At 54.9% G+C, this 21,540-nt stretch carries 17 protein-coding genes; 5 read left to right on the forward strand and 12 right to left on the reverse strand.

Annotated elements, in window-relative coordinates; all coding sequences use genetic code 11:
* Positions 1 to 97: 97 nt before the first annotated feature.
* From uvrB to J4D99_RS12110, 4 genes are all read right to left on the reverse strand, one after another.
* The gene (gene uvrB, locus J4D99_RS12095) at positions 98 to 2,143 is read right to left on the reverse strand and encodes an excinuclease ABC subunit UvrB (protein ID WP_208131969.1); all 2,046 of its coding nucleotides are present in this window, start codon (positions 2,141 to 2,143) and stop codon (positions 98 to 100) included.
* 76 nt (positions 2,144 to 2,219) lie between these two features.
* Positions 2,220 to 2,591 carry a DUF6970 domain-containing protein gene (locus J4D99_RS12100; RefSeq protein WP_208131970.1) on the reverse strand — a complete coding sequence of 124 codons (372 nt, stop codon included), beginning with the start codon at positions 2,589 to 2,591 and terminating at the stop codon, positions 2,220 to 2,222.
* 208 nt (positions 2,592 to 2,799) lie between these two features.
* Complete coding sequence (locus tag J4D99_RS12105) at positions 2,800 to 4,428, reverse strand: hypothetical protein (protein ID WP_208131971.1); 1,629 nt, start codon at positions 4,426 to 4,428, stop codon at positions 2,800 to 2,802.
* A 16-nt stretch (positions 4,429 to 4,444) separates the two neighbouring features.
* A complete protein-coding gene (locus J4D99_RS12110) occupies positions 4,445 to 5,074 on the reverse strand; it encodes an RNA polymerase sigma factor (protein WP_208131972.1) in 630 nt (209 codons plus the stop codon).
* Positions 5,075 to 5,376: 302 nt separating this feature from the next.
* Between J4D99_RS12110 and wrbA the strand changes: the two genes are divergently transcribed.
* Positions 5,377 to 5,991, forward strand: coding sequence for an NAD(P)H:quinone oxidoreductase (gene wrbA / locus J4D99_RS12115; RefSeq protein ID WP_208131973.1), 615 nt, complete (start codon positions 5,377 to 5,379; stop codon positions 5,989 to 5,991).
* A gap of 103 nt (positions 5,992 to 6,094) precedes the next feature.
* Here the strand turns inward: wrbA and J4D99_RS12120 are convergent, their stop codons facing one another.
* Together J4D99_RS12120 and J4D99_RS12125 are read right to left on the reverse strand one after the other, a co-directional pair.
* Positions 6,095 to 6,841: a shikimate dehydrogenase family protein gene (locus tag J4D99_RS12120; protein WP_208131974.1), complete on the reverse strand. Its 747-nt coding sequence runs from the start codon at positions 6,839 to 6,841 to the stop codon at positions 6,095 to 6,097.
* Between the two features lie 32 nt (positions 6,842 to 6,873).
* Positions 6,874 to 7,539: a DedA family protein gene (locus J4D99_RS12125; RefSeq protein ID WP_208131975.1), complete on the reverse strand. Its 666-nt coding sequence runs from the start codon at positions 7,537 to 7,539 to the stop codon at positions 6,874 to 6,876.
* A gap of 116 nt (positions 7,540 to 7,655) precedes the next feature.
* Here J4D99_RS12125 and J4D99_RS12130 point away from each other — a divergent pair, with 116 nt between their 5' ends.
* Together J4D99_RS12130 and J4D99_RS12135 are read left to right on the forward strand one after the other, a co-directional pair.
* Positions 7,656 to 8,579 carry a bestrophin family protein gene (locus J4D99_RS12130; RefSeq protein WP_208131976.1) on the forward strand — a complete coding sequence of 308 codons (924 nt, stop codon included), beginning with the start codon at positions 7,656 to 7,658 and terminating at the stop codon, positions 8,577 to 8,579.
* Positions 8,580 to 8,969: 390 nt separating this feature from the next.
* Positions 8,970 to 11,804: a T9SS type A sorting domain-containing protein gene (locus J4D99_RS12135; protein ID WP_208131977.1), complete on the forward strand. Its 2,835-nt coding sequence runs from the start codon at positions 8,970 to 8,972 to the stop codon at positions 11,802 to 11,804.
* 74 nt (positions 11,805 to 11,878) lie between these two features.
* On the opposite strand, the gene J4D99_RS12140 is transcribed toward J4D99_RS12135, so the two are convergent.
* The 6 genes from J4D99_RS12140 to J4D99_RS12165 all read right to left on the reverse strand — a co-directional run bounded on the left by J4D99_RS12140 (position 11,879) and on the right by J4D99_RS12165 (position 19,696).
* Positions 11,879 to 12,709, reverse strand: a complete 831-nt coding sequence (locus J4D99_RS12140) for a phosphosulfolactate synthase (protein WP_208131978.1) — start codon at positions 12,707 to 12,709, stop codon at positions 11,879 to 11,881.
* Between the two features lie 114 nt (positions 12,710 to 12,823).
* The gene (locus J4D99_RS12145; RefSeq protein WP_208131979.1) at positions 12,824 to 14,221 is read right to left on the reverse strand and encodes a tetratricopeptide repeat protein; all 1,398 of its coding nucleotides are present in this window, start codon (positions 14,219 to 14,221) and stop codon (positions 12,824 to 12,826) included.
* A 129-nt stretch (positions 14,222 to 14,350) separates the two neighbouring features.
* Entirely contained in the window at positions 14,351 to 15,376 is a 1,026-nt protein-coding gene (locus tag J4D99_RS12150; RefSeq protein ID WP_208131980.1) for an NAD-dependent epimerase/dehydratase family protein, read from the reverse strand.
* A 54-nt stretch (positions 15,377 to 15,430) separates the two neighbouring features.
* Positions 15,431 to 16,207: a tyrosine-protein phosphatase gene (locus J4D99_RS12155; protein ID WP_236018635.1), complete on the reverse strand. Its 777-nt coding sequence runs from the start codon at positions 16,205 to 16,207 to the stop codon at positions 15,431 to 15,433.
* A gap of 7 nt (positions 16,208 to 16,214) precedes the next feature.
* On the reverse strand, positions 16,215 to 18,725 hold the full coding sequence (locus J4D99_RS12160; RefSeq protein ID WP_208131981.1) for a polysaccharide biosynthesis tyrosine autokinase: 2,511 nt from the start codon (positions 18,723 to 18,725) through the stop codon (positions 16,215 to 16,217).
* 35 nt (positions 18,726 to 18,760) lie between these two features.
* A complete protein-coding gene (locus tag J4D99_RS12165) occupies positions 18,761 to 19,696 on the reverse strand; it encodes a polysaccharide biosynthesis/export family protein (RefSeq protein ID WP_208131982.1) in 936 nt (311 codons plus the stop codon).
* 223 nt (positions 19,697 to 19,919) lie between these two features.
* On the opposite strand from J4D99_RS12165, the gene J4D99_RS12170 reads away from it, so the two are divergent.
* Together J4D99_RS12170 and rpsU are read left to right on the forward strand one after the other, a co-directional pair.
* Positions 19,920 to 21,068, forward strand: coding sequence for an acyl-CoA dehydrogenase family protein (locus J4D99_RS12170; protein WP_208131983.1), 1,149 nt, complete (start codon positions 19,920 to 19,922; stop codon positions 21,066 to 21,068).
* A 188-nt stretch (positions 21,069 to 21,256) separates the two neighbouring features.
* Positions 21,257 to 21,451: a 30S ribosomal protein S21 gene (gene rpsU, locus J4D99_RS12175; RefSeq protein ID WP_144846743.1), complete on the forward strand. Its 195-nt coding sequence runs from the start codon at positions 21,257 to 21,259 to the stop codon at positions 21,449 to 21,451.
* Positions 21,452 to 21,540 lie beyond the last annotated feature (89 nt).

The following is a 21,540-nucleotide window of genomic DNA, read 5'->3' on the forward strand; positions in this document are numbered from 1 at the left end:
GTGGGTTATTGTGTAGGTAAAAATTATTAGCGCTAACCCGGCTATACATTGGTTGTCAACTCTTTGACAGACAGAATCTTACTGCCGCTGCTAAAAATTAGTCGCGCTTGCTCTTAAGCATTTGCCGCAGCGCCCCTAGCTCGTCGCGCAGCTTGGCAGCCTGCAAAAAGTCGAGCTCCTTAGCGGCAGCTTCCATCTGCTTCTCAGTAGTTTTGATGAGCTTCTCGAGTTCGGCGCGGTTCATCATAGCCACTACCGGCTCGGCAGCGAGGGCTAGTGAAGCCCCGCCTTCGGCGTAGGTCGTAGCGGGGGCCTGCGTTTCCACCACGCGGTAGTCGGCCAGGTCGGTTTGGCCCATAATCTGGGCGTGGCTCTTGCGCACCGTGCGCGGCGTGATTCCGTGCTCCTCGTTATACGCCATCTGGGTGGCGCGACGGCGGTTGGTTTCGTCCATCGCACGCTGCATCGAGCCCGTCACGCGGTCGGCGTAGAGGATAACCTTGCCGCGTTCGTTACGTGCCGCCCGGCCCATGGTCTGAATCAGCGAGCGCTGGTCGCGCAGGAAGCCTTCCTTATCGGCATCCAAAATGGCAACCAGGCTAACCTCCGGCAAATCAAGGCCTTCGCGAAGGAGGTTTACACCGATAAGCACATCGACCTCCCCTAGCCGCAGCCGCCGCAAAATCTCTACGCGGTCGAGGGTCTTCACATCCGAGTGGATGTACTCGACCTTGATGCCCAGGCGCTCCATGTACTTGCTCAGCTCCTCGGCCATGCGCTTGGTGAGGGTGGTCACCAGCACGCGGTCGCCAGCCTTCACGCGGTTGTCTACTTCGTCGAGCAGGTCATCAATCTGGTTGATGCTGGGGCGCAGGTCAATTTCGGGGTCGAGCAGGCCGGTCGGGCGGATAATCTGCTCGACCACTACCCCGTTAGCCTGGGTCAGCTCGTAGTCGGCCGGCGTAGCGCTCACGTACACGGCCTGCCGGTACATGCTCTCAAACTCGTTGAAGGTCAGGGGCCGGTTGTCAAACGCCGACGGCAGGCGGAAGCCGTACTCAATAAGCGCGGTCTTGCGCGAGCGGTCGCCACCCCACATGGCCCGGATTTGCGGGATGGTAGCGTGGCTCTCATCCACCACCAGCAGGTAGTCGTCGGGGAAGTAGTCGAGCAGGCAGAACGGCCGCGAGCCTGGCTCGCGCCGGTCGAAGTAGCGCGAATAGTTCTCAATGCCCGAGCAGTACCCTAGCTCCCGTATCATCTCCAGGTCAAACTCGGTGCGCTCCTGAATGCGCTTGGCTTCCACATCGCGGCCTTCCTTCTCGAAGTACTTGTGTTGCTGCACCATGTCATCCTGGATTTCCTTGATGGCGGTGTTCAGCGTTTCCTTGCCCGTCACGAAGAGGTTGGCCGGGTACAGCGTCATGTTCTTCTCGTCGCTCAGCTTTTTGCCGCTGGCCGGGTCAATCTTCTGAATGGCCTCAATCTCATCGCCGAAGAAATAGATGCGGTAGGCAAAATCGGCGTAGGCCGGAAACACGTCCACCGTGTCGCCTTTCACCCGAAACGAACCCCTGGTAAACTCTACTTCGGTGCGCGAGTACAGAATCTGCACAAACTGGTAGAGCAGGTTATTGCGCGAGTACCGCAGGCCGGGCGCCAGGAAAATGACGTTTTTGCCAAACTCCTCGGGGTTGCCGATGCCGTAGATGCACGACACCGATGCCACCACCACCACATCGCGCCGCCCACTGAGTAGGGTAGAGGTGCAATGCAGCCGCAACTTCTCAATCTCTTCGTTGATAGCTAAGTCCTTCTCAATGAAGACGTCCGAGCTGGCAATGTACGCCTCGGGCTGATAGTAGTCGTAGTAGCTGATGTAGTACTCGACCGCATTCTGGGGAAAGAACGCCTTAAACTCGCCGTAGAGCTGGGCGGCCAGGGTCTTGTTGTGGCACAGCACGAGGGCCGGCTTGCCGGTTTCGGCAATCACGTTGGCCATCGTGAAGGTTTTGCCCGTGCCGGTGGCCCCTAGCAGCACCTGGGCCGGCTCGCCCGCATTCACGCCCTGCACGAGCTGGGCAATGGCCGTTGGCTGGTCGCCGGTGGGTTTAAATTCAGAAGTAAGCTGGTAAGTCGACATGCAAAGGCGGGCAAAAATGGGCCAACCTCCTTAACCCCAAACCACCGGCTGAGGTTTCTGCAGTTGCCAAAAAAGGCTAGCGCGGGTCGCGCCACACCAACTGCTGGTTGGTGGCCTGCTGGTAAAAGTCGGGGCAGCGCCCGTCGCCTTTACCCGAAATGCCGCCGCTAGGGGCGCACAGCGGGTTAAAGCACGCGTCGTAAAGCGTGAGATACTGGTCGCAGCACGTTTGGTCGGAGGCCAGGTACACCTGCTGGCCGTTCCAGGTGTAGGCCCAGATAGCGTAGGCTGGGTTGCCTTTGGGTTTGGCTTGCAGCTCGGCAATTTTGCGGGCTAGCGCGTCCGGATTGCCCGGGCAGGGAGCGGTGGGAGTAGCTGCTTCCTTTTTGCCGCATTGAAAAGCCACCAGCGGCAGGCTTAGTAGCAATAGGTACCGTAGCTTTCTCATCGGGAAGCGCGCTGAAAAGTTAAAAGAAAGCTGCCCTAGCAGGTGGTTACTTGGCTAGCCTCATGCTGGCGGTATGAGTAAGCTGCTGCGTAGCTTGCCGGGCACCCAGCAGCAATGCGCCTGCCAGTACTACCAGCACTAATCTTAGAAGAAGCGACATGAGCGTGGAAAAGGACGGTGAGCGTGTGGTGATAGCAGACCTTAAGGGCTACTGGAGTTTAAACCCCCGCCCAAGCTCCATGCCGGCTTCGAGGCCGAAGCTGTAGGGCCGCTGCTGGCCCCAAAAATCCTGGCTAGGGTCAGCATTGAGGCTCAGGATGCCCAGCTCGGCCACCGGTCCAAAATTGAGCGACCACTGGTGGCCGGCCGGCCGATACTGCATGCCCATGCCGCCGCGCAGCCCGCCCGAATAGGGCCGGTAGGGCGTGCTGGCCGACTGCAGCGTGTAGGTGCGGGCTGCCTCGGGGTTGCCATCTACCTCACTGCGCACATTGAGCAGCGCCGATACGAAGGCCCCGACCCGGCCGTAAAAGGAGAAGCCTGTTTTGAGCGGGTTGGAATAGCGCACCTCGGCGGGCACGCTCACCGAGCGGTAGCGGTAAGAAGTGCGCTGCAAGTGGCGGGCGCTGCTGGCGCTAGCCGGCGAGTAGGCGAAGCCGGCCTGCGTGTAGCTCACATCGGCCACCGGCTCGCCCACGAAGGCCATCGAGCTGGCTGAAGTAGCCGTGTTCTGGGCCACTTCGAGGCCGGTGCGCAGGCTCCAGCGGCCATTGCCGAGGCGGTGGGTGGCCCACAGGCTCAGGCGCTGGCCCAGGCCCGGCCGTAGGTTGTCGCGGTATTCGACTGCCGCCGAGTGGGTAAGGCTGGCCGAGTTAGCCCCTAGCGCCGTGTTATAAGTTGGGAGTGCTGGCTTGGTCCAGTCGATGTTGGGCTGGTAAGCACTGGCCGCATACGTGAGCCCATACTGCCAGCGGCGGGCCAACTCCAGCGGCGGGCCGGGGGCTACGGCTACTTCGGGCAGGCTGGCAGGCAGCCCGGCCGCCGTGGGCGCCGCCAGGCTGGCCCAGCGAGCAGCCAATGCAGATTCGCTAGTTGCAGCCGTAGTAGCTGTGGCAAGATTAGCTTCTTCGTTTATAGCAGCGGTGGAAGCGCTTGCGGTACCAGCCAAAGCCAGCGCATCCTGCGCAGGCAGCAAGCCCGACGGCTGCCCTGAGCTCACCTGTCCCGCACGAACGGGAATGACAGTGCGGGCCGTAGCAGCCAGGGCTATGCCAGGGACATTCGCGCTTGCCGCCTGGCCAGCACCAGTTGTTTGCGGTTGAGCTAAGGCTACCGCTAGCCCGCCGCGTGCCCGGCTGCGGACAGTACGGAGCGCGTGCGCCACGTAGCTGGCCGCAGGCGCGGCACCCGGCCGGCGGCCGGCCGAGGTTGCAGCAGTGGTGGTAGCAATAGAAGAGGCTGAAGCCGAAAGCGTAGCAGTTTGGTCGATAGCAGATGCGTTAGGAGTAGAGAATGAAGCAGTAGATGTGGCGCCGGCCGGCACGGTAGCCTGCCTGGGCTGCGTGGTAGCATGCGCCAGCGAGGGTGCCCCCGCCGCATGGTACTGGCTGCGCCACCAGCCGCCCCCGGCCAGCGAGGCCAACAATAGGCTAGCTGCTATCGCCCAGCGATAAGCTAGCAGCCGGCGGCGGTACTTCTCGTTTTGGGCTAGCAGCAGGCTGTTATCGACCTGCTCCCACACCTGCGGGCGTGGGCGCACGGCCGCCGCCTCGCTTTCCAGCAAGTGATGGCGAAATAACTCTTCAAGGCTTCCCTTGGGAGGGGTGGAGGGATTCATAAGTAAGAGGAATAGCTTATTTAGCAGGTGGTTGTAAGCGGGCTAGCTTGGTTTGAAGCACTACCCGAGCCCGCGAGTACTGCGATTTGCTGGTGCCCTCCGAAATGTCTAGCATCTCGCCGATTTCCTTGTGCGTGTAGCCTTCGATGGCGTAGAGGTTGAACACCAGCCGGTAGCGCGGGGCCAGTTCCTGCACTACGGCGAGCAGCTCGCCGTAGGCGTAGTTACTAAACGTAAATTCTTCGCTAGCCAGCGTCTCAGGGTAGTCGCCATCGCTCACGGCCACCAGCGGGGCGTTGCGGCGGTGCTGGCGCAGCGCCGCATTTACCATGATGCGCCGAATCCAGAATTCGAGGGGACACTCGCGCCGAAAGCCCGCCAGCGTCCGAAACACCGTCACGAAGCCTTCCTGCAGCACGTCTTCGGCCTCAAAGGTGGTTTGGGCATAGCGTAGGCACACGGCCATCATGCGGGCCGAATAGCGCTCATAAAGCTGCTTTTGCGCGGTTTGGCTACCGCGCAGGCAGCCCGCTATCAGTTCCTCTTCGCTGAGGGCAGCGCTAGGGGTCGAGCGGCTCACCGTGAGCGCGCTATCCGCGGGCTTTGCCAAGCCGATGGCCAGCGCGGGCCAAGCAGCAGCGCTCATGAGTCAAGCCGGTCCGAACCGGAATAAACTAGTTGTAACATATACGCTGCTGACTGCGAACGAAAGATACCCCCATGAGCAGCCGCAAACTAGTGCGGCTACTCATCGTACGGAAGAAGCATTTGAGCCGTAAACCGTTGCATCCGTTGCGCAAATAATCGATAAAGTAGGTGTATGGTCCTGATAACTTGTTGGCTGGCTTGCTTGTATAGCACTTTGACGCGCCCGGCCGCTGGTGCATCCGTACCAAAAACGCCGTTTCAGCTTTATAGCAGTACTACTTTTTCTTTTCCTAAAACCCCATGAAAACCCTCATCCTATTTTACTCGACCTACGGCCACGTATGGAAGCTTGCCGAAGCCATTGCCGAAGGTGCCCGCGAAGTGGCTGGCAACGAAGTAGTAGTGAAGCGCGTGCCCGAAACCCTGCCCCAGGAAATTCTGGATAAAACCGGGGCTACCGGTGCCCAGCAGGCCTTTGCCCACGTGCCCGTGGCCACCCCCGGCGAGCTGGCCGACTACGATGCCATCATCTTTGGTACGCCTACCCGCTACGGCAACCTCTGCGGCCAGATGCAGGCCTTTATGGATAGCACTGGTGGCCTGTGGGCCACTGGTGCCCTGGTAGGTAAAGTAGGCGGCGCCTTTGTGAGCACCGCTACTCAGCATGGCGGCCAGGAAGAAACGCTGCGTGCTTTCCATACCGAGCTGCTGCACCACGGCTTTGTAATCGTGGGCCTGCCCTATGCCTGGCAGGGCCAGATGGGGCACGGGGAGGTAACCGGGGGCACGCCCTACGGTGCCAGCACCGTGGCCGGGGGCCAGGGCGAGCGCCAGCCCAGCGCCAATGAGCTGGAGGGCGCCCGCTTTCAGGGGCGGCACACCGCTCAGATAGCCAGCAAGCTAGCTGCCAAATAGCGCATAGCCGGCTTGCTGAAGCTGCCAAGCCAGACCAAAGAGGCCCGGGCGTACGAAAGCGTAAGCTTTGTACACCCGGGCCTCTTTGTTGCTTAAGGGTCCCCTAGCTGCCGGCCGTCCAGATAGCCCACGCGGCCTCAGCTTGCAGTGCCAGCATCTCGTAGCCGTTCTGGATGTGGCAGCCAGCGGCTAGGCCCCGCTGTAGAAACAGCGTTTCACGCGGGTTATAAATCAGGTCGAATAAATAGTGGTGAGGCGTGAGGGCCGAGTAGGGCAGGGGTGGGCAATTGCCCACGGCCGGATAGGTGCCTAGCGGCGTAGTATTCACAATAAGCGAGTGGCTTGCCAGCACGCTAGGGGTCAATTCCTCATAGGTGAGCGTGGGACCTTGCGGCCCGCGCGAAACAAACTGATAGGGAATAGCTAGTTCTTGCAGCGCCACGGCCACAGCCTTGGCGGCTCCGCCGGTGCCTAGCACCAGTGCCCGACGATTAGGCGCATCAAGCGGGTAAAACGTTCGCAGCGACTCGCGAAAGCCGAGGTAATCTGTATTGTGCCCCACTAGCCCGCCATCGGCCAAAAACTCAATGACATTGACTGCGCCTACCACGGCCGCCGATGGTGCCACCCGCGTGAGGTAGGGCCAGATTTTTTCTTTATACGGAATCGTTACGTTCAGCCCCGCCAGGTAGGGCTGGCGAGCCAGTAGCGCGGGCAGGTCGCTCGCCTCGGCTAGCTCAAATAACTCGTAGCGACAATCGGTAAGGCCGAGCTGCTCAAATTTCTTTGTGAAATAAGCCTGCGAAAACGAATGAGCCAGCGAACGGCCCAGTAGCCCAAAAACACGCATAGTTGAGTGCGAAAATGCCCGGGTTTTTACTGCTAGGCCCGATTGCCCTGCAGCTTACCCTTCAGAAACTGCACAAGCGGCGGGATAATTGAAAACAGCACAATGCCGTAGATTACCAGGTTGTAATGGGTTTTGACCCACTCATTAGAGCCTAGTAAATAGCCCAGTAGCGTAAGCGAAATGACCCACAGCACGGCGCCCACAATGCTGAACGAGGCAAAGTGGCGATACGTCATCGTGCCTACCCCCGCCACGAAGGGCGCAAACGTGCGCACAATCGGTACGAAGCGCGCCATAATGATAGTCTTGCCGCCATGCTTGGCATAGTAGGCCTGCGTTTGTTCCAGGTACTTGCGCTTCAAAAAGCGAAAGTCTTCGCGGAAAACCCGCGGCCCCAGATAATCTCCAATAGCGTAGTTAACGTTATCGCCGATAAAGGCCGCCGCTATCAGTAGCGGAATCAAGTAAAGAATGTTGAGTAGCGGATGGCCCGTTTCGGGGCTAGGCTGCGCCGCTAGGGTACCGGCCACAAACAGCAGCGAATCGCCCGGCAGAAAAGGAAAAACGATAACCCCGGTTTCAGTGAAAATTATCAGAAACAGAATGAGATACGTGAGGTTGCCGTAATCGTGCACCACGTTTACAAGCGTCTTGTCGAGGTGCAGGATGAGGTCGAAAAAATGCTTGAGTAGCTCCATAGGAAAGACTAGTGAAGCAGCAAAGTAACGCAAGGCTGGTATGAAGATTGCCAAGCACGGCCCCAACGCGAAGCACGGCCCTCCCGTTATAAAGACCCAGAAAAAATCTACTAGCCATGATTGTGTACAAAGGAGGTGACTGGTGGCAGGCGCTCCGGCACTTTCACACGTCTGCCGTTATTCGCCAATTGCTGGTGCGCGTCAGCCTGGTCGGCATCTACGGAGCCGCTATCGCTATCTGGGGGCTCGAGTACCATCACCACATGCTGAATATCAGCCGTGAGTACTTTTCCTTTCTGGGTATTTTGCTTAGCCTCCTGCTCGTATTCCGGACCAATACTGCCTATGACCGTTATTACGAAGGGCGTCGGGTATGGGGGGAGCTGATATCGCAGTGCCGGGGCCTAGCCAGCGAGTTCAATGCAGTGCTACCCCGCGACGCCACCGCTAGCCGACGCTACTTCGCGGCGCTTATCTCCAACTTCCCTTTCGCCCTCAAAGGCTCATTGCGCGGCGAAATGAAGTTCGAGCAAATGGAGTCGACCCCCGACATTATGGAGCGCCTGCGCACGGCTGAGAACGTGGCGATTGCCCTTATCTCCGTGCTGCAGGAAAGTGTAGAGCAGCTGCGCCAGGTCGAGATTATCCGCGATACCCACCTACTCACCTTCAAGCCGCACTTCCTGACAATGATGTCGGTAAGTGGTACCTGTGAGCGCATTAAGGCAACTCCTATCCCGTTTTCGTACACTTTTTTCATAAAAGCATACATTTTGACTTTTATCGGGGTTATGCCATTCGTACTTTTGTCTACCTCTGGATACTTTATGATTCCCATTACTATGTTTGGTGCCTATGCCTTGCTGGGGTTGGAAATGATAGGTGAAGAGATAGAAAACCCTTTTGGGTTGGATTCCAACGACTTACCTATAACGCAGCTCTCTAATCGAATACGTGTCAGTGTGCACGATGTACTTCGGGTTGAATTATCCGACAAAAAGAAGGCGCTGGCTACCCCACCGTATAGTGTGGTGCATTAGCAACACAGCTAGCCCCCTCTAACTGGATTTCCTGGTCGTAGCCAGGCTTTATCCATCACGCTCTATCCGCGTAAGATGCCTCCTGTAACCCCGGCCGGCTAACTGTCGTTGGGTTGTCAGTTGTGCGCCCTGGAGTTGAAAGCAACCCGGGGCTCAAAAAGCAAGGCGCCCTGTGTGGCAGCACTGCTTCGTTCACCCCTTCAAACCTGCTTTTTGTTGAGTGCGCAGATAGCTTAATAAGCTCATTTGCAGTGCTAAGTGTGTTCGTCGAATAATGCATTTTTAATTTTTTTCCAAAAAAATAGCGCCTTTTTTCAAACCCCCGTATAAGGCGACAATCGTCTTAGCGCGACAATTTCCTTCGTCATCTACCCCTAACATTTTGACAACATGAGTACTATTACACTTAATCGAGAGCGGTTGCGCGGCGGGCAATCGCGTCTTCGGCAGGCTTTTGCGCCCCTGCTGTTTTTGCTGGCCATCTTTGGCTTTTCGCAGTCAGCACTAGCTCAAGCTGTAGATGATAACTCCATCTCCTTGAATCAGCAGCCCTCGGGTACCTCTAGTGCTCAGGTAGCTAACTACCGGGGTTCTTATTTTGCAGGTGATACCCCTTATAACAATTATGTACAGCTTGGGCAAGTTGCCACTGACGGCACTGTTGTTAAGCTGGCTCCCAGTATTGGTACATACGACCTGAATGGGACTAGCAGCCTTACCTTGGTTGGTACCTCTCTAGTTGCAGAGGACGGTACTGGTAGAGGTGCAGTTACGGTCACGGGGGCTCAACTATACTATCGGGTATATCCTACCAGCGCTACGAATGTCTCAAATACTACTTATCCCTTTAACTCAGTAGCTATGACTGATGGGGGTACCTATAACGGCATTACTAGCCCTCCTACGCACAACTTCTCGGCCACCTCAAATATGAATTTGCTGGCTGGGCTTACTACTGGCGGTACGTATAATATTGAGATTTATTTTGTTATCAATAAATCTGACGGAACAACCCAGCAGGACCCTGCCGGTTATTACAGGGCACAGTTCACTCTCACGGCTCCTCCTGCTCCGACTCTGGTAGGCACTTATGTGTATATCGCTCCAAATGGGGGTGCTAATAGTGTATATAACGTCTCACCACCTACCCCTAACCCCTACCAGGGCGCTAACCTGGGCACATCTTATGATGTAAACACGGGCATACTGTTGTTGAATGGTGGTGCGGCCAACACCACGGAGTCTGGTGCAAACACGATTACCAACGTGACACTTTACTACCGTGTGCGTCAGGTTGGTACGGCTGGTGGCTCTTTTAGCTTCATTAATTTGCCCCTGACTTCGAACAGTAATGGCGCTAAGACCTTCTCAACCAACTCCGCTAATATCAACCTGATTCAAGGGTTGCCTAATACCGGCAGCTACTCGCTGGATATCTTCTATCAGGCTAGCGGTACGAACTCTTCAAACCCAAATAACACAACTACCTTTACTCAGGTCGATAACAACAACGGCTCTTATTATTCAGCCACCTTTACGGTAACCGGTACGCCTATTCCCTCCACTGTGTGGGTTGGCGGCATAAATGACGACTGGTTTAATGCTGCCAACTGGACTAACGGGGTGCCCACTGCTGGTACTAATGCAACTATTCGAAACCTAGGCACCGGTAATACAGGACTTTACCCTAATATTAACGCTGGTATTTCTTATACTGCGCAGTACAATCCAAATTACACTGGCGTTCGCACAAATCCCGTTGATAATACCAACAGCGGTCCTGCACTAGCTCGTGACCTGACAATGGAAGGCAATACCCAGAGCGACCGTTCGATTCTGCGTTTGCAAGCTGGTGAGCTTGATGTATACGGCAATTTTAATAACCCACAGCTGAGCTTTATTCAGCGGGAGTATACTACCCTCAATTTTGCGGGCGCTAACCAAAACATTAGCAACGGTGACTTTGCACAAGTTGTAGTAAGTGGCTCCGGAGTGAAGTATGTGGTTGGCTTAATCACTGTCAAGCAGTCAATTACTTTCAAAGGTGGCCTGTTGGTAACAGACATCACCCGTACTGCGGCTTCTCAAGTTATACTTGCTGACCGTGACCCTACCAATAATAACGACGGTGCGCAATTGATTGGTGAAACCGATGCACACTACCTATTAGGTTTTGTGCGCACTAACCGGGGAGGTACTACTTTAGGAGAATTGTATACTTATGGTAACATAGGTATGACTCTTCTGTGGCATCCTACTTCTTATAATGACCCAAATGGTGCCCCTCTGGCCGGAGGTAACCCTGGTACAGTGGAAATAACGCGTAACACTGCAGAGGCTTATAATCCAGTGTCAAACACCAGCGGTATTCGTCGGATATTCGGGGTACGCCCTGGTAGCCCTGGCGCTACCACCGGGGGGTTGAACGCTGATATGACTTTTCATTATCTGAACAGAGAAACGCAGAACCTGGGCTCGGGCGGCAACATTAAGATAGATGAGTCTAATCTCGTTCTGTTTCGCTCGGTTAACAGCGGTAATACCTTCACCAACCTTGGCCGGAACAGTATCGATACTGTCGCTAACGTGCTGACGAAAAACGGGATAACGACGTTCGCGACCTTTACTCTGGGCGACCAAAACAACCCGCTGCCTGTTAAGCTGGTAGCTTTCGATGCCAAGCGCCAGGGTAATAATACCCTAGTGACCTGGGCAACTGCCGACGAAACCAACAATGCTGGCTTTGAAGTGCAGGTATCGAGCGATGCGAGGACGTTCCGCAAGCTAGCCTTCGTTAACAGCTACTCGAACAATAGCACCGCTTACCAGACGTACAGCTACACGGATATTGAAGCTAATAAGTCGGGTGTGCGCTACTACCGTCTGCGCCAGGTAGACCTAGATGGTAAGGAGTCGTACTCGCCGGTGCGGGCCGTGAGCTTTGCCACCGCTTCTGCTGGGGCAGTCGCCATCAACGTTTATCCGAACCCCTCTACTTCGGCCGACCAACCTACACTCGTAGTGCAGTCGCCGGTAGCGGGCCTAGGCCACCTGCAAGTGATGGACCTCACTGGCCGCACCATCGTCAGTCGCGATATCACTACGGTAGCTGGAGTTACTGAAGTGGCCGTACCTGGCAGCAGCGAGCTAAGCGCTGGCATCTATATGGTGAAAGTGACTATGCCTTCGGGGGAAGTAAAAACGACCCGTTTGCAAAAACGCTAACCCTAGCTGCTCCCTAGCAAAAAGGGCTGACTCGCAAGAGTCAGCCCTTTTTGCTAGGGAGGTACTACTGCAGACTAGCCGCGCGGCATCGATGTGCCTGGCTTGCCGGTCTTAGCTTCGGGGCGGAACATGGGGTCTACAGCGTCCATATCCAGGAAGTGGGAGAAGGTATCGCCCCGCAAGCCCAGGCGAATGGTTTCGAGACTTACAATTTCATTAGGGGCAATATTACCCAGGTTTACGTTGGCTCCCAGCAGCTTAATGAACCATACCTGCTGGGCTTTCTGAGGAGCTTCCCAAATAATGCGCTCTGACGGAATTTTGGTCAAAATCTCCTCAACTAGCCCCGAGCGTACTTCACCAGTGCTGCGAAACAGTCCCACGTTGCCACCTTCGCGCGCCTCTCCAATAACCTTTACGGCACCTGCTTCCAGTTCGGCTTGCATCTGCGAAATCCATTTGTAAGGTGGAATAATCTTTTCGGCATCCTTCGAGCCAACCTCACTAAGTACCTTCACCGACTTGCTGAGCTCGCGGATAAACTCGCACTTGCGGTCGTGGTTGAGGTCGATGCTGCCATCCGATACTTCCGCATACTCCAAGCCAAAAGTGTCCAGCAAGCGGCGATAGTCCTCAAACTGATTGCGGATAATGAAGGCCTCGAAGAGTGTGCCACCCAGGTACACCGGAATTCCGGCTTCGCGGTAGATTTCTATCTTACGCTTCAGATTGGGTACCACAAAGGAAGTTGCCCACCCCAGTTTTACAATGTCGGTGTAGGGTGCCCCTACTTCGAGAAAGTCTTCGACCTCACGTAGGCTCAAACCCTTGTCCATCATCATGGTAAAGCCTTGCTCACGAGGCTTTTGGGTTCGTTCGGGGAGCTGAGAAAGCGAATAATTCATGCGTGGTAAAGCAGGCGCTAGCCCGCCAAAAGAGAACAAAAAAACCTGTCCGCTCATTGAGCGGACAGGTACAAAATTAACTTAGAAAGCTGCAGTGGCTGCGGCAGGCCTGGTCTACTTGCGAAACTGCTCAATAAGCCGCTGCAAGGCAGGCTGCTTTTCCAGCTCGGGAAAATAGTCAAATAGCAATGAGTGTTGGTCGTAGTTAAGCGTAAGGGCAGTTTCGAGTTCAAGATATGCTTCGCGTAAGCGGCCAGCAGCTAACAGATAGGCACAGAGCATGTAGTGAAAATGCGCTTCGTGCGGGTGCAGCTCCACAGCGTGCTGGAGCAGCTCTACGGCTTCTTCATAATTGCCTTGCTCATACAATATGGCACTCCAGCTAACCCAGCCGGTGGCATCTTCGGGAGCCACTTCGGTGGCCTTTTCATAGGCCTCCAGCGCGCTCACCACGTTGCCCACCTGGTTTTCGGCGGCACCGAGCGCAGCCCAGTATTCGCCGCTTTCGGCATACAACTGCACCGCTTTGCGGAAGAAATGCAAGGCTTCGAAGGGGCGCTCCTGCTCTTGTAGCAGCACACCTTGCCCAAACCAGGCCTCATCCATATTGGGATTGACTTCGAGTGCTTTACGATAATAGAGCCGGGCTTGCTCCCAATCACGCAGCTTCTCGTAGCACTCGCCGATGTTGCACAATGCCTCATCGGTAGGCTCATTAGGCGGATAGCTGAGCTCAAACTCAGTGATGGCACGCTGATACTGCTGCTGGCACACGTACGTGTCGGCAAGCCAATGGTGTGCATCATAAAAATCGGCCTCAATTACGATGGCATAATCGAAGGCTGCTACCGCCTGTTCGTATTTCTCCAAGCGGTAGTAATACTGCCCCAGGTTGTACCAAGCTACTGCCGAGTACGGGTCATCGTCGGTAAAGCGCTGAAAGAACTCTTCGTGCTCGGGTAGCCGGCTAGTGACTTCCAGGCAATTGAGAAGCTCCTGCACCGTAGTTTCATTATCAGGATGCAGGCGCAGGCTGTGCTTATAATGGCGCGCCGCGCTCTTATATTTTTGCCAGCTTTGATAGGCTAGCCCCAGGTTGAAGTGAATATCCTCGCGGTCGGGGTTATGTTCTAGTGCTGCCTGAAAATAGCGCACTGCTTCTTCAAAGGAGCCGCGCTGCGTGGCAATAATGCCCCGCGTCACGGCCACATCGGCATTATCGGGGTCGAGGCTGGCCACATTGGCAATCTGGCGTTCGGCCTCGGCATAGTCACCGCGCATGGCAGCTATTTGGGCACGGTCGATAAGCAGCTCAGTAGAGAAGGGGTACTGGCTAAGCGCAGCCTCACAAGCCTGCTGCGCTTTGTCGAAAGCTGCGCTGGTAACGTAGTGGTCAATAATTACTTCAAACTCTTCTAAATCAAAGAATACTGCCTCATCGTGAGCCAGCATCCGCTCGTAGCGGCGCACAGTGTCCTGGGCAGCTCGCGGGTCATCAAATGGTTCGTTCATGCGCATAAAAGTCACGAAGTAGGACGAATGGTGTCGCGCCTGGAAGGCTGCCAATCTAGTGCCAGAAGCCAAGCATGGCGGCCGGGGTAGCCTAGCCAGTCCAGAACGCAGTATGCTATCCGTTATTCGCTAAGATACAACCGTAGGGGGGGCGGCGAGGTTCGTTTTAGTGGCTTCCGCAAGCCATGCGATGGTTTCGGCTAGGGGGCGAAAAGGCAACCCGGTAGCGCGCTCGGCTTTGCGGGCATCGTAGCAGACAGGCTGTCGGCCGGCCCGCGCCGTATCGCGGGTGATGAGCGGCCGGGCACCCGTAATTAAAGCGCGGCCATGCTCCAACCGCCAGATAATCTCGGCGGCCCAGTCGGGCACGGCTAGCGTAGGTGGCCGCCGGCCCATAGCTAGGGCCATCTCAGTCAAAAAAGACCCCAGCGGGTAAAGGCCCCCATTAAGGATATAGCGGGCGGGCAGCAATTCGGGCAAGTCTAAGGTCAGGCGCACTAAGTGGGCCGTCACATCGCGCACGTCCACGAAATTGAGCTGCCCCTGCGTATAGAAGCGGTGTTCGTCGTAAGCGTAGCGCAGCAGGCGGGTGCTGCTGCGGTGCCAGTCGCCGGGCCCCAGCACTATCGAAGGATTGACAATAACAGCGTCGAGGCCCTCCGCTATACCCCGCCACACCTCCAACTCGGCCAAGTACTTGCTCGTGGCGTAGGCCGTATGGCTAGCACCTAGGTCCCAGGTAGCCGTTTCGTCGAGCAGGCGCGGCATCGTATTGGCCGTACCTGCCGGGTCAGCTGGCGGTTGCCCTAGCGCTGCCACTGACGATACATAACCAAGGCGGATTCCTGGATGCAGCAAGCAAGCATCTACGATGGTAGCAGTGCCTTCAGCATTTACCTGTAGTAACGCATCTTCATCTTGGGGCGCGTAGGATACTAGCCCCGCACAGTGCAGCACGTGCGTGACCTCTGGGGTGAGCGCATTTTCCAGCAGTAGGCTGTCGGCGAGGTCGCCCTGCACCCACTCAATGCCAGCCGGTGTCCCGGCTGGCGGGGTAGCGCCCCGGTAAAGAGCCCGCACGGGCAACTGCCGGGCCCGGAGGGCCTGCAGAACAAAAGAGCCGATGAGCCCCGTACCGCCCGTTACAAAAACCATAGCTTCGAAAAAACGCGTAGTTTCTGACTACGCTTGCCGCGTCAATCTGGGTGCTCAGAGCGTCTTATTGAGGAGCGGTAATGCCATTAGCTTGCGAAAGTAAGCGGATTTCACTGTCTTATCAGCCAAGGCAGTTGTGTGACGCAAGTGGTGGGTATCCGTACCCACAAAATCGACTAGTCCAGCATCAATCATCTTCTCTGCCACATGGCGCGCAGCCGGCGAGTAGTAGCCGGCCAGCGAGTTGAGGTTAAGCTGCAAAAGAACTCCTTGCTCTTGGCGCAACTTCTCAATTTCGGCAAAGCGGTGATAAAAATAGACGTAGCGCTCAGGATGAGCCAGCACCGGTTGGTAACCCGCCGCCTTTAAATTAAAAATAGTGCCGCTAAGGTTCAGCGGCTCATTGAGATAAGAGGTTTCAATGAGCAAATAGCGCTGTTCTCCTCCGAAGGTCAGCAGCTCAGTGCTGGCATCGGCCAGCTTATGGCTTAGCCATTCATCCAGGTAGTACTCTGCGGCGCATTCCAAGGCTACATCGGCTAGGCCCGCCTCGGCCGCCGCCGTGCGTAAGGATGCTAGCGCACTACGTATACCGTCTGGGGTGTTTTTATAAAAATCGCCCATGATATGAGGCGTCATCACCAGCTTGGTAAAGCCCAGGCTACGAAGCTCACGCAAGAGGTCGAGGCTATGCGCAATAGTTTCCGCTCCATCGTCTAGGCCTGGTAATAGATGCGAATGCATATCGGCTACTAAGTTAGCCAAAGGCATAGTTAGCTGCTGACTTGCGGCTGCCTTATTGTCTATTAACCGCTGCCAAAAGCCTGCCATAAACTGATTAACTAAAGAGTCCCTTAATACGCTCTCCTATAGTAGGCTTCTTAGCAGGCTCTTCGTAATACCCCATGCCATAGCTGCCATAACCGTAACCGTAACCATACCCGTACCCATACCCGTAGCCATACGAACCCTCTGCCTTAGCATCATTTAGAATGGTGCACATGCGCGTAAACTGGTTGTTGCGCATGAGCCGGTTCATATTCTTAAGGAAAGTTTTACGCGAGTAATTAGCCCGTACAATGTAAATCGGAACATCGGCTTTTCGCATGATGAGGATGCCGTCCGTTACTAGGCCCACTGGTGGTGTATCAATCAGAATAACATCATAAGTGTGGTATAACTCCTCCAGCATTTGGTCGAAGCGCGGATGCAGAATCAACTCTGATGGATTGGGAGGAGTAGGCCCGGCCGAGATGAAGTCCAACGAATCGATGCTTGTGTGTTGGATGCATTCGCTTACCTTATGCCGGTCGATGAGAATAGTGCTAATACCACGCACATTCTCCGCATCGAAGGCTAAGTTAACTTTCGGCTTCCGCATATCTAGGTCGAGGATGATTACGCGCTGTCCCGACAGGGCAATAATGCCACCTAAGTTGACAGTGACAAACGTTTTGCCTTCACCCGAAATCGTTGAAGTGACTGAAATAAGTCTTTTTTTATTCGACGGGCTGATAAAATCCAAGTTCGTTCGAATAGAACGAATAGCTTCTGAAACGGATGACTTAGGATTTTTATCAACCACCATACGCGATACACTTAACCGCTCTTTCTCATAAGTCGGAATGATGCCAAGTACAGAAGCTTTGCTGTTGCGCTCCAACTCACTTACGCTCGTGATAGTATTGTGCATGAGATACCGCGCACCAATTAAGCCTAAGCTCAATAGTAATCCCCCCGCAGCCCCAATAGCATAAACTAGGGTTCTGACTGGTGATATTGGCGCATCAGGCGCATAGGCAGGTGACAAAATCTGAAAATCGGCCGTAGTGCCAGCGTTCTGAATATTGTACTCTACCTTCTTTTCCAGAAGGTTTTGGTAGGTGGCGCTATAAAGCTCCAGCGGCCGCTTCAAGCGCTCCAATTCAGTTTCCTTGCCAGGTAAAGCTTGTAGTGCACCCGTCAATTGACCTTGTTGATTATTCAGTAAGGCAATAGCACTACGTAGCTGCGTTTGGGCCTGCTGTATCTGGCGTTGCAGCGCACCTTGGGCAAAATTAACCTGGGCTAGCCGCTGCTGAACAGCTTCTGTGACATCTTGCGATGAGCGCCGCACTCGCCTTAGATCCTGTTGCAAGCTATTTAATTCTTCTAGCTGGCGCGAAAGGGTAGGGTCGTTTATAATCGCTAGGCTTGGAACAGCCTGCGCCACCGTCAAATCATCATTCGGGGTCAGGCGCTCCTGCCTTGCCAGCCTCTCTATATCATTGAGCAGCACTAGCTTTTGCTCGAGCTCTTCGCGTTGCTTGGTGATATCAGCAATTCTCTCTGTAATAGTACTTAGCTCACCTTTGGCATCCCAAGTACCGTTGAGTTGTACAAAGCGTTTGAGATTGTCCTCCGCTTTAGCCAAACTGTCACCTGTTTCTCGGAGTTGCTGGTCGAGATAAGCCAATGCTTTCTCCGTAGATTCTTGTTTGCGAGCTACTTTAGCATCGCGGTACACACTGTCGAGCGCGTTTACCAGTCGTTGAGCTTTCAGGCGGTTGTAGTCCTGAAAGGAAATCTGGATTGTATTAGCATTCGCATTTAGTATTTCTGTCGTAAGATTTTTATCCAGATACCCATTAATAGTATTGTCGTCGAGTAAGATGAAATGATATTCTGCATCAGAAAGACCGACGGTTTGGGAAGCTGTAGGCAGTAGTTGCAATTGAATACCCGGTAACTTGACCAACTGGCCTATTTTATAAGTTCCCCCCAGTGCCTCACTACCTAATACTACGGTGAGTTGGTAAGTGTTAGCACTGGTATAGGTGACATTGAATTTCCGGTTGTAATACGCCTGGTCGCTAATAGTATATTTTACTCGGAAGGGGGAGGTGCCGAATAATTCAGTCTCCAGCACAGTTCCTTGCGTGTAGTAGTTAATGTCTAAAGGAATAGCTTCTTTAAGTTTCTTGTAGGTAAGCCCGGATTTAATCAGTTCTACCTCACCAGCCAGTTGCGTAGCACTGCGGCTAGCTTCAACGGCGGCTCCTCCGGCGGCGGCCCCTAGCCCGATGGTGCTGGCATCGCTACGCTCATCAATCTTAAGCACCGACGTGGCTTTATATACCGGTTTGGTATAGCGTAGGTACACCCATGAGCCGGTTAGGCCCAGTAGCAAAAGTAGTAGTGCCCATGGTAAGCTCTTGCGGGCTACTAGCACTAGGGTGCCTATGTCGAAGCTGCCGCCACCATCCGAATCTTCTTCACTTGCGTTGCTACCTGTGGGTGGGAGAGAATCTGCTCCCGTAGTCGTTCGCCGGATAAGCTCCTCTAACTCCGCGTTTTCACTTATTGCCATAATCAATGCTAGGTTAACTGAGCTGACCGGTTAGCTTATTGTCTAAATAGGATAAAAATAATATTGACTGCACTTAAAAAAGTAGCGCTCAAGCTTAGGGCTGGCCCGGCATCAACCAAGGCATCCAGGAAGGGACGCCGCACTGGTTGAATGTATATGATATCATTCGGCTCCACCTGCAAATTACCTCGCCGCATCCCTTCTAACGTGCTTAAATTAATAAATTGTACTTGCGGGTTTTTCAAATCGCCCCGGATGATGCGAATATTGTTGATGCGACCACCGTTGCGCGCAATGCCCGTGCTGCCACCTACGGCTCCACCATCGGGGCCGCCCGCTAGGGCCAATACTTCCAGCAGGTTCATATTGTCATTGGCTAGGTTGACGACCTGTCCTCCTGGTGCCCCTAGAATAATAACCCGGTTGTTGGTGACAGCGGTTTTAACGAAAGGCTGTTTATAAAATTCGCTGTAGCGTATCATTAGTACGCTATCAGTTTGTATCAAGCTTAGACCTTGCAGGTACACCCGGTCTACTAACGGCAGGCGTACTGTGCCGTCGGCTTGCACCAAGTATTGGGTGCTACTTGGAATTGAGGTAGCTCCACCGCCCCGGGTATTGGCTCCACCTCCACCATTAGCTGGCGCAGCTACGCTGCTACCCGTACCGATGCCACCGGCACCAAATTTTAAATCTCCGTTGGGGTCAATAATTTTCTCCCCCTTATTAGTGTAAACCTGAACGTTGAGTAGGTCGTTGGGGTGAATGGTGTAGTTTCGAGCAGTACGATTGACAGCCCGCCGCAGCTTGGCCGTGTCCACTACACCACCAGGGCCTTTCGTGAGCTGGAACATCGTGCGCTGATTGTAGTATCGGCTAGTAGCGCACGAAGAAAGCAGGCCGAGCAGCGGCAAGGCAAGTAGCCAAAAGCGTCGTAATGGGCTGGACGAAAGCAAGGAGAGAAGGGCCAAAAGATAAATTGTTCAACCCGGGGGCGCCAGCCCAGAGGTGCTGGCTAACAACCCCGAAAGGTAAAAAATGCCTCAAAAGTAACTCTATTACGTTAGGCTTTCAAAAATCCGGTTATCAAGCCGATATTTAGTTAGCAGGTTTAAGGGTTTCAAAATCGTATTTTTGTAGTCCGGGATACCCCGACGCTCTTTCTCTCTTCCCCTACCCACCCATTTTATTTTCATGGAAGCTACCGTAGCAACCGAAAATCAAGCCATGATAGCGCAAATGGTGCGCGACTTTGGCCAGCAGCACATCAAGCCTCATATGATGCGCTGGGATAATACTCAAGAGTTTCCGCGCGACCTGTTTCGCCAACTCGGCGAACTTGGCCTGATGGGCGTGCTCGTGCCGCAGCAGTACGGTGGTTCAGGCTTCGGCTACCAGGAGTACGTGACGGCCATTGCTGAACTGGCGAAAATAGACGGCAGCATTGGCCTGAGCATGGCGGCGCACAACTCGCTTTGTACTGGCCATATTCTGCAGCACGCCTCCGAAGAGCAGAAGCATAAATACCTGCCCCGCCTGGCCTCGGGCGAGTGGCTGGGCGCCTGGGGGCTCACCGAGCCCAACACTGGCTCCGACGCGGGCAACATGCGCACCACCGCCGTACTCGACCCTAGCGGCGAGTACTACGTGCTGAACGGCGCCAAAAACTTCATCACCCACGGCAAAAGCGGCGACGTGGCCGTGGTAATTGCCCGTACCGGTGAAGTCGGCGACTCGCACGGCATGACGGCATTCATTGTGGAGCGCGGTACGCCGGGCTTTGCTGGCGGCCGCAAGGAGGACAAGCTGGGTATGCGGGCATCCGAAACCACTGAAATGATTTTTACCGATTGCCGCGTGCCGGTCGAGAATGTTATTGGTCAGGTAGGCGAGGGCTTTGTGCAAAGCCTGAAGGTGCTCGACGGCGGCCGCATCAGCATTGCGGCCCTGAGCCTGGGCATTGCGCAGGGTGCCTATGAGGCGGCCTTGCAGTACAGCAAGGAGCGTCAGCAGTTCAACCAGCCCATCAGCAATTTTCAGGGCATCGCCTTCAAGCTGGCCGATATGGCTACCGAGATTGAGGCCGCTAGCCTGCTTACCTACCGCGCCGCTGCCATGAAGGACCGCGGCGAGAACGTAAACCTTGAATCGGCCATAGCGAAGCTCTATGCCTCCGAAGTGAGCGTGCGCGTGGCCAATGAAGGCGTGCAAATCTTTGGCGGCTATGGCTATACCAAGGATTATCCGGCCGAGAAATATTACCGCGATGCCAAGCTCTGCACCATTGGCGAGGGCACGAGCGAAATTCAGAAGCTGGTTATCGCGCGCGCCTTGCTGAAATAAGTGCCTGTTTGCACAGAAGCAGGCGTATTTTGAGGCTGGTGCAGCCGGGTCGTTAGCTATTGGCTAACGGGTTGAGGTCTAATCATCCACAAAATATGTGTTGGTAGTTTGAATCCGCGTAATCCGTTCTTATCTTTGCGGCCCGATTTACTCGGCTTCCCGTCGCGAAAGCATTCTCACTCCCCGATATGATTATCGTTCAAATCAAAGACAACGAAACCGTTGACCGTGCGCTGAAGCGCTTCAAAAAGAAATTCGAGCGCACCGGCGTGCTGAAAGAGCTGCGCCGCCGCACGTTCTTCCAGAAGCCGAGCATCACCAAGCGCAAGCTGAAGCAGAAAGCCGTTTACAAGCTGGCTACCTACGGCACCGAGAACGAATAGACCGTTCGGCGGCTAGCCTGCCCATAAGCACTAAGCCCCGCTAGACTACACGTGTAGTCTAGCGGGGCTTAGTGCTTATGGGCAGGCTA

This window comes from Hymenobacter sp. BT559 (assembly GCF_017571525.1).
Taxonomy (GTDB): Bacteria; Bacteroidota; Bacteroidia; order Cytophagales; family Hymenobacteraceae; genus Hymenobacter; species Hymenobacter ginsengisoli.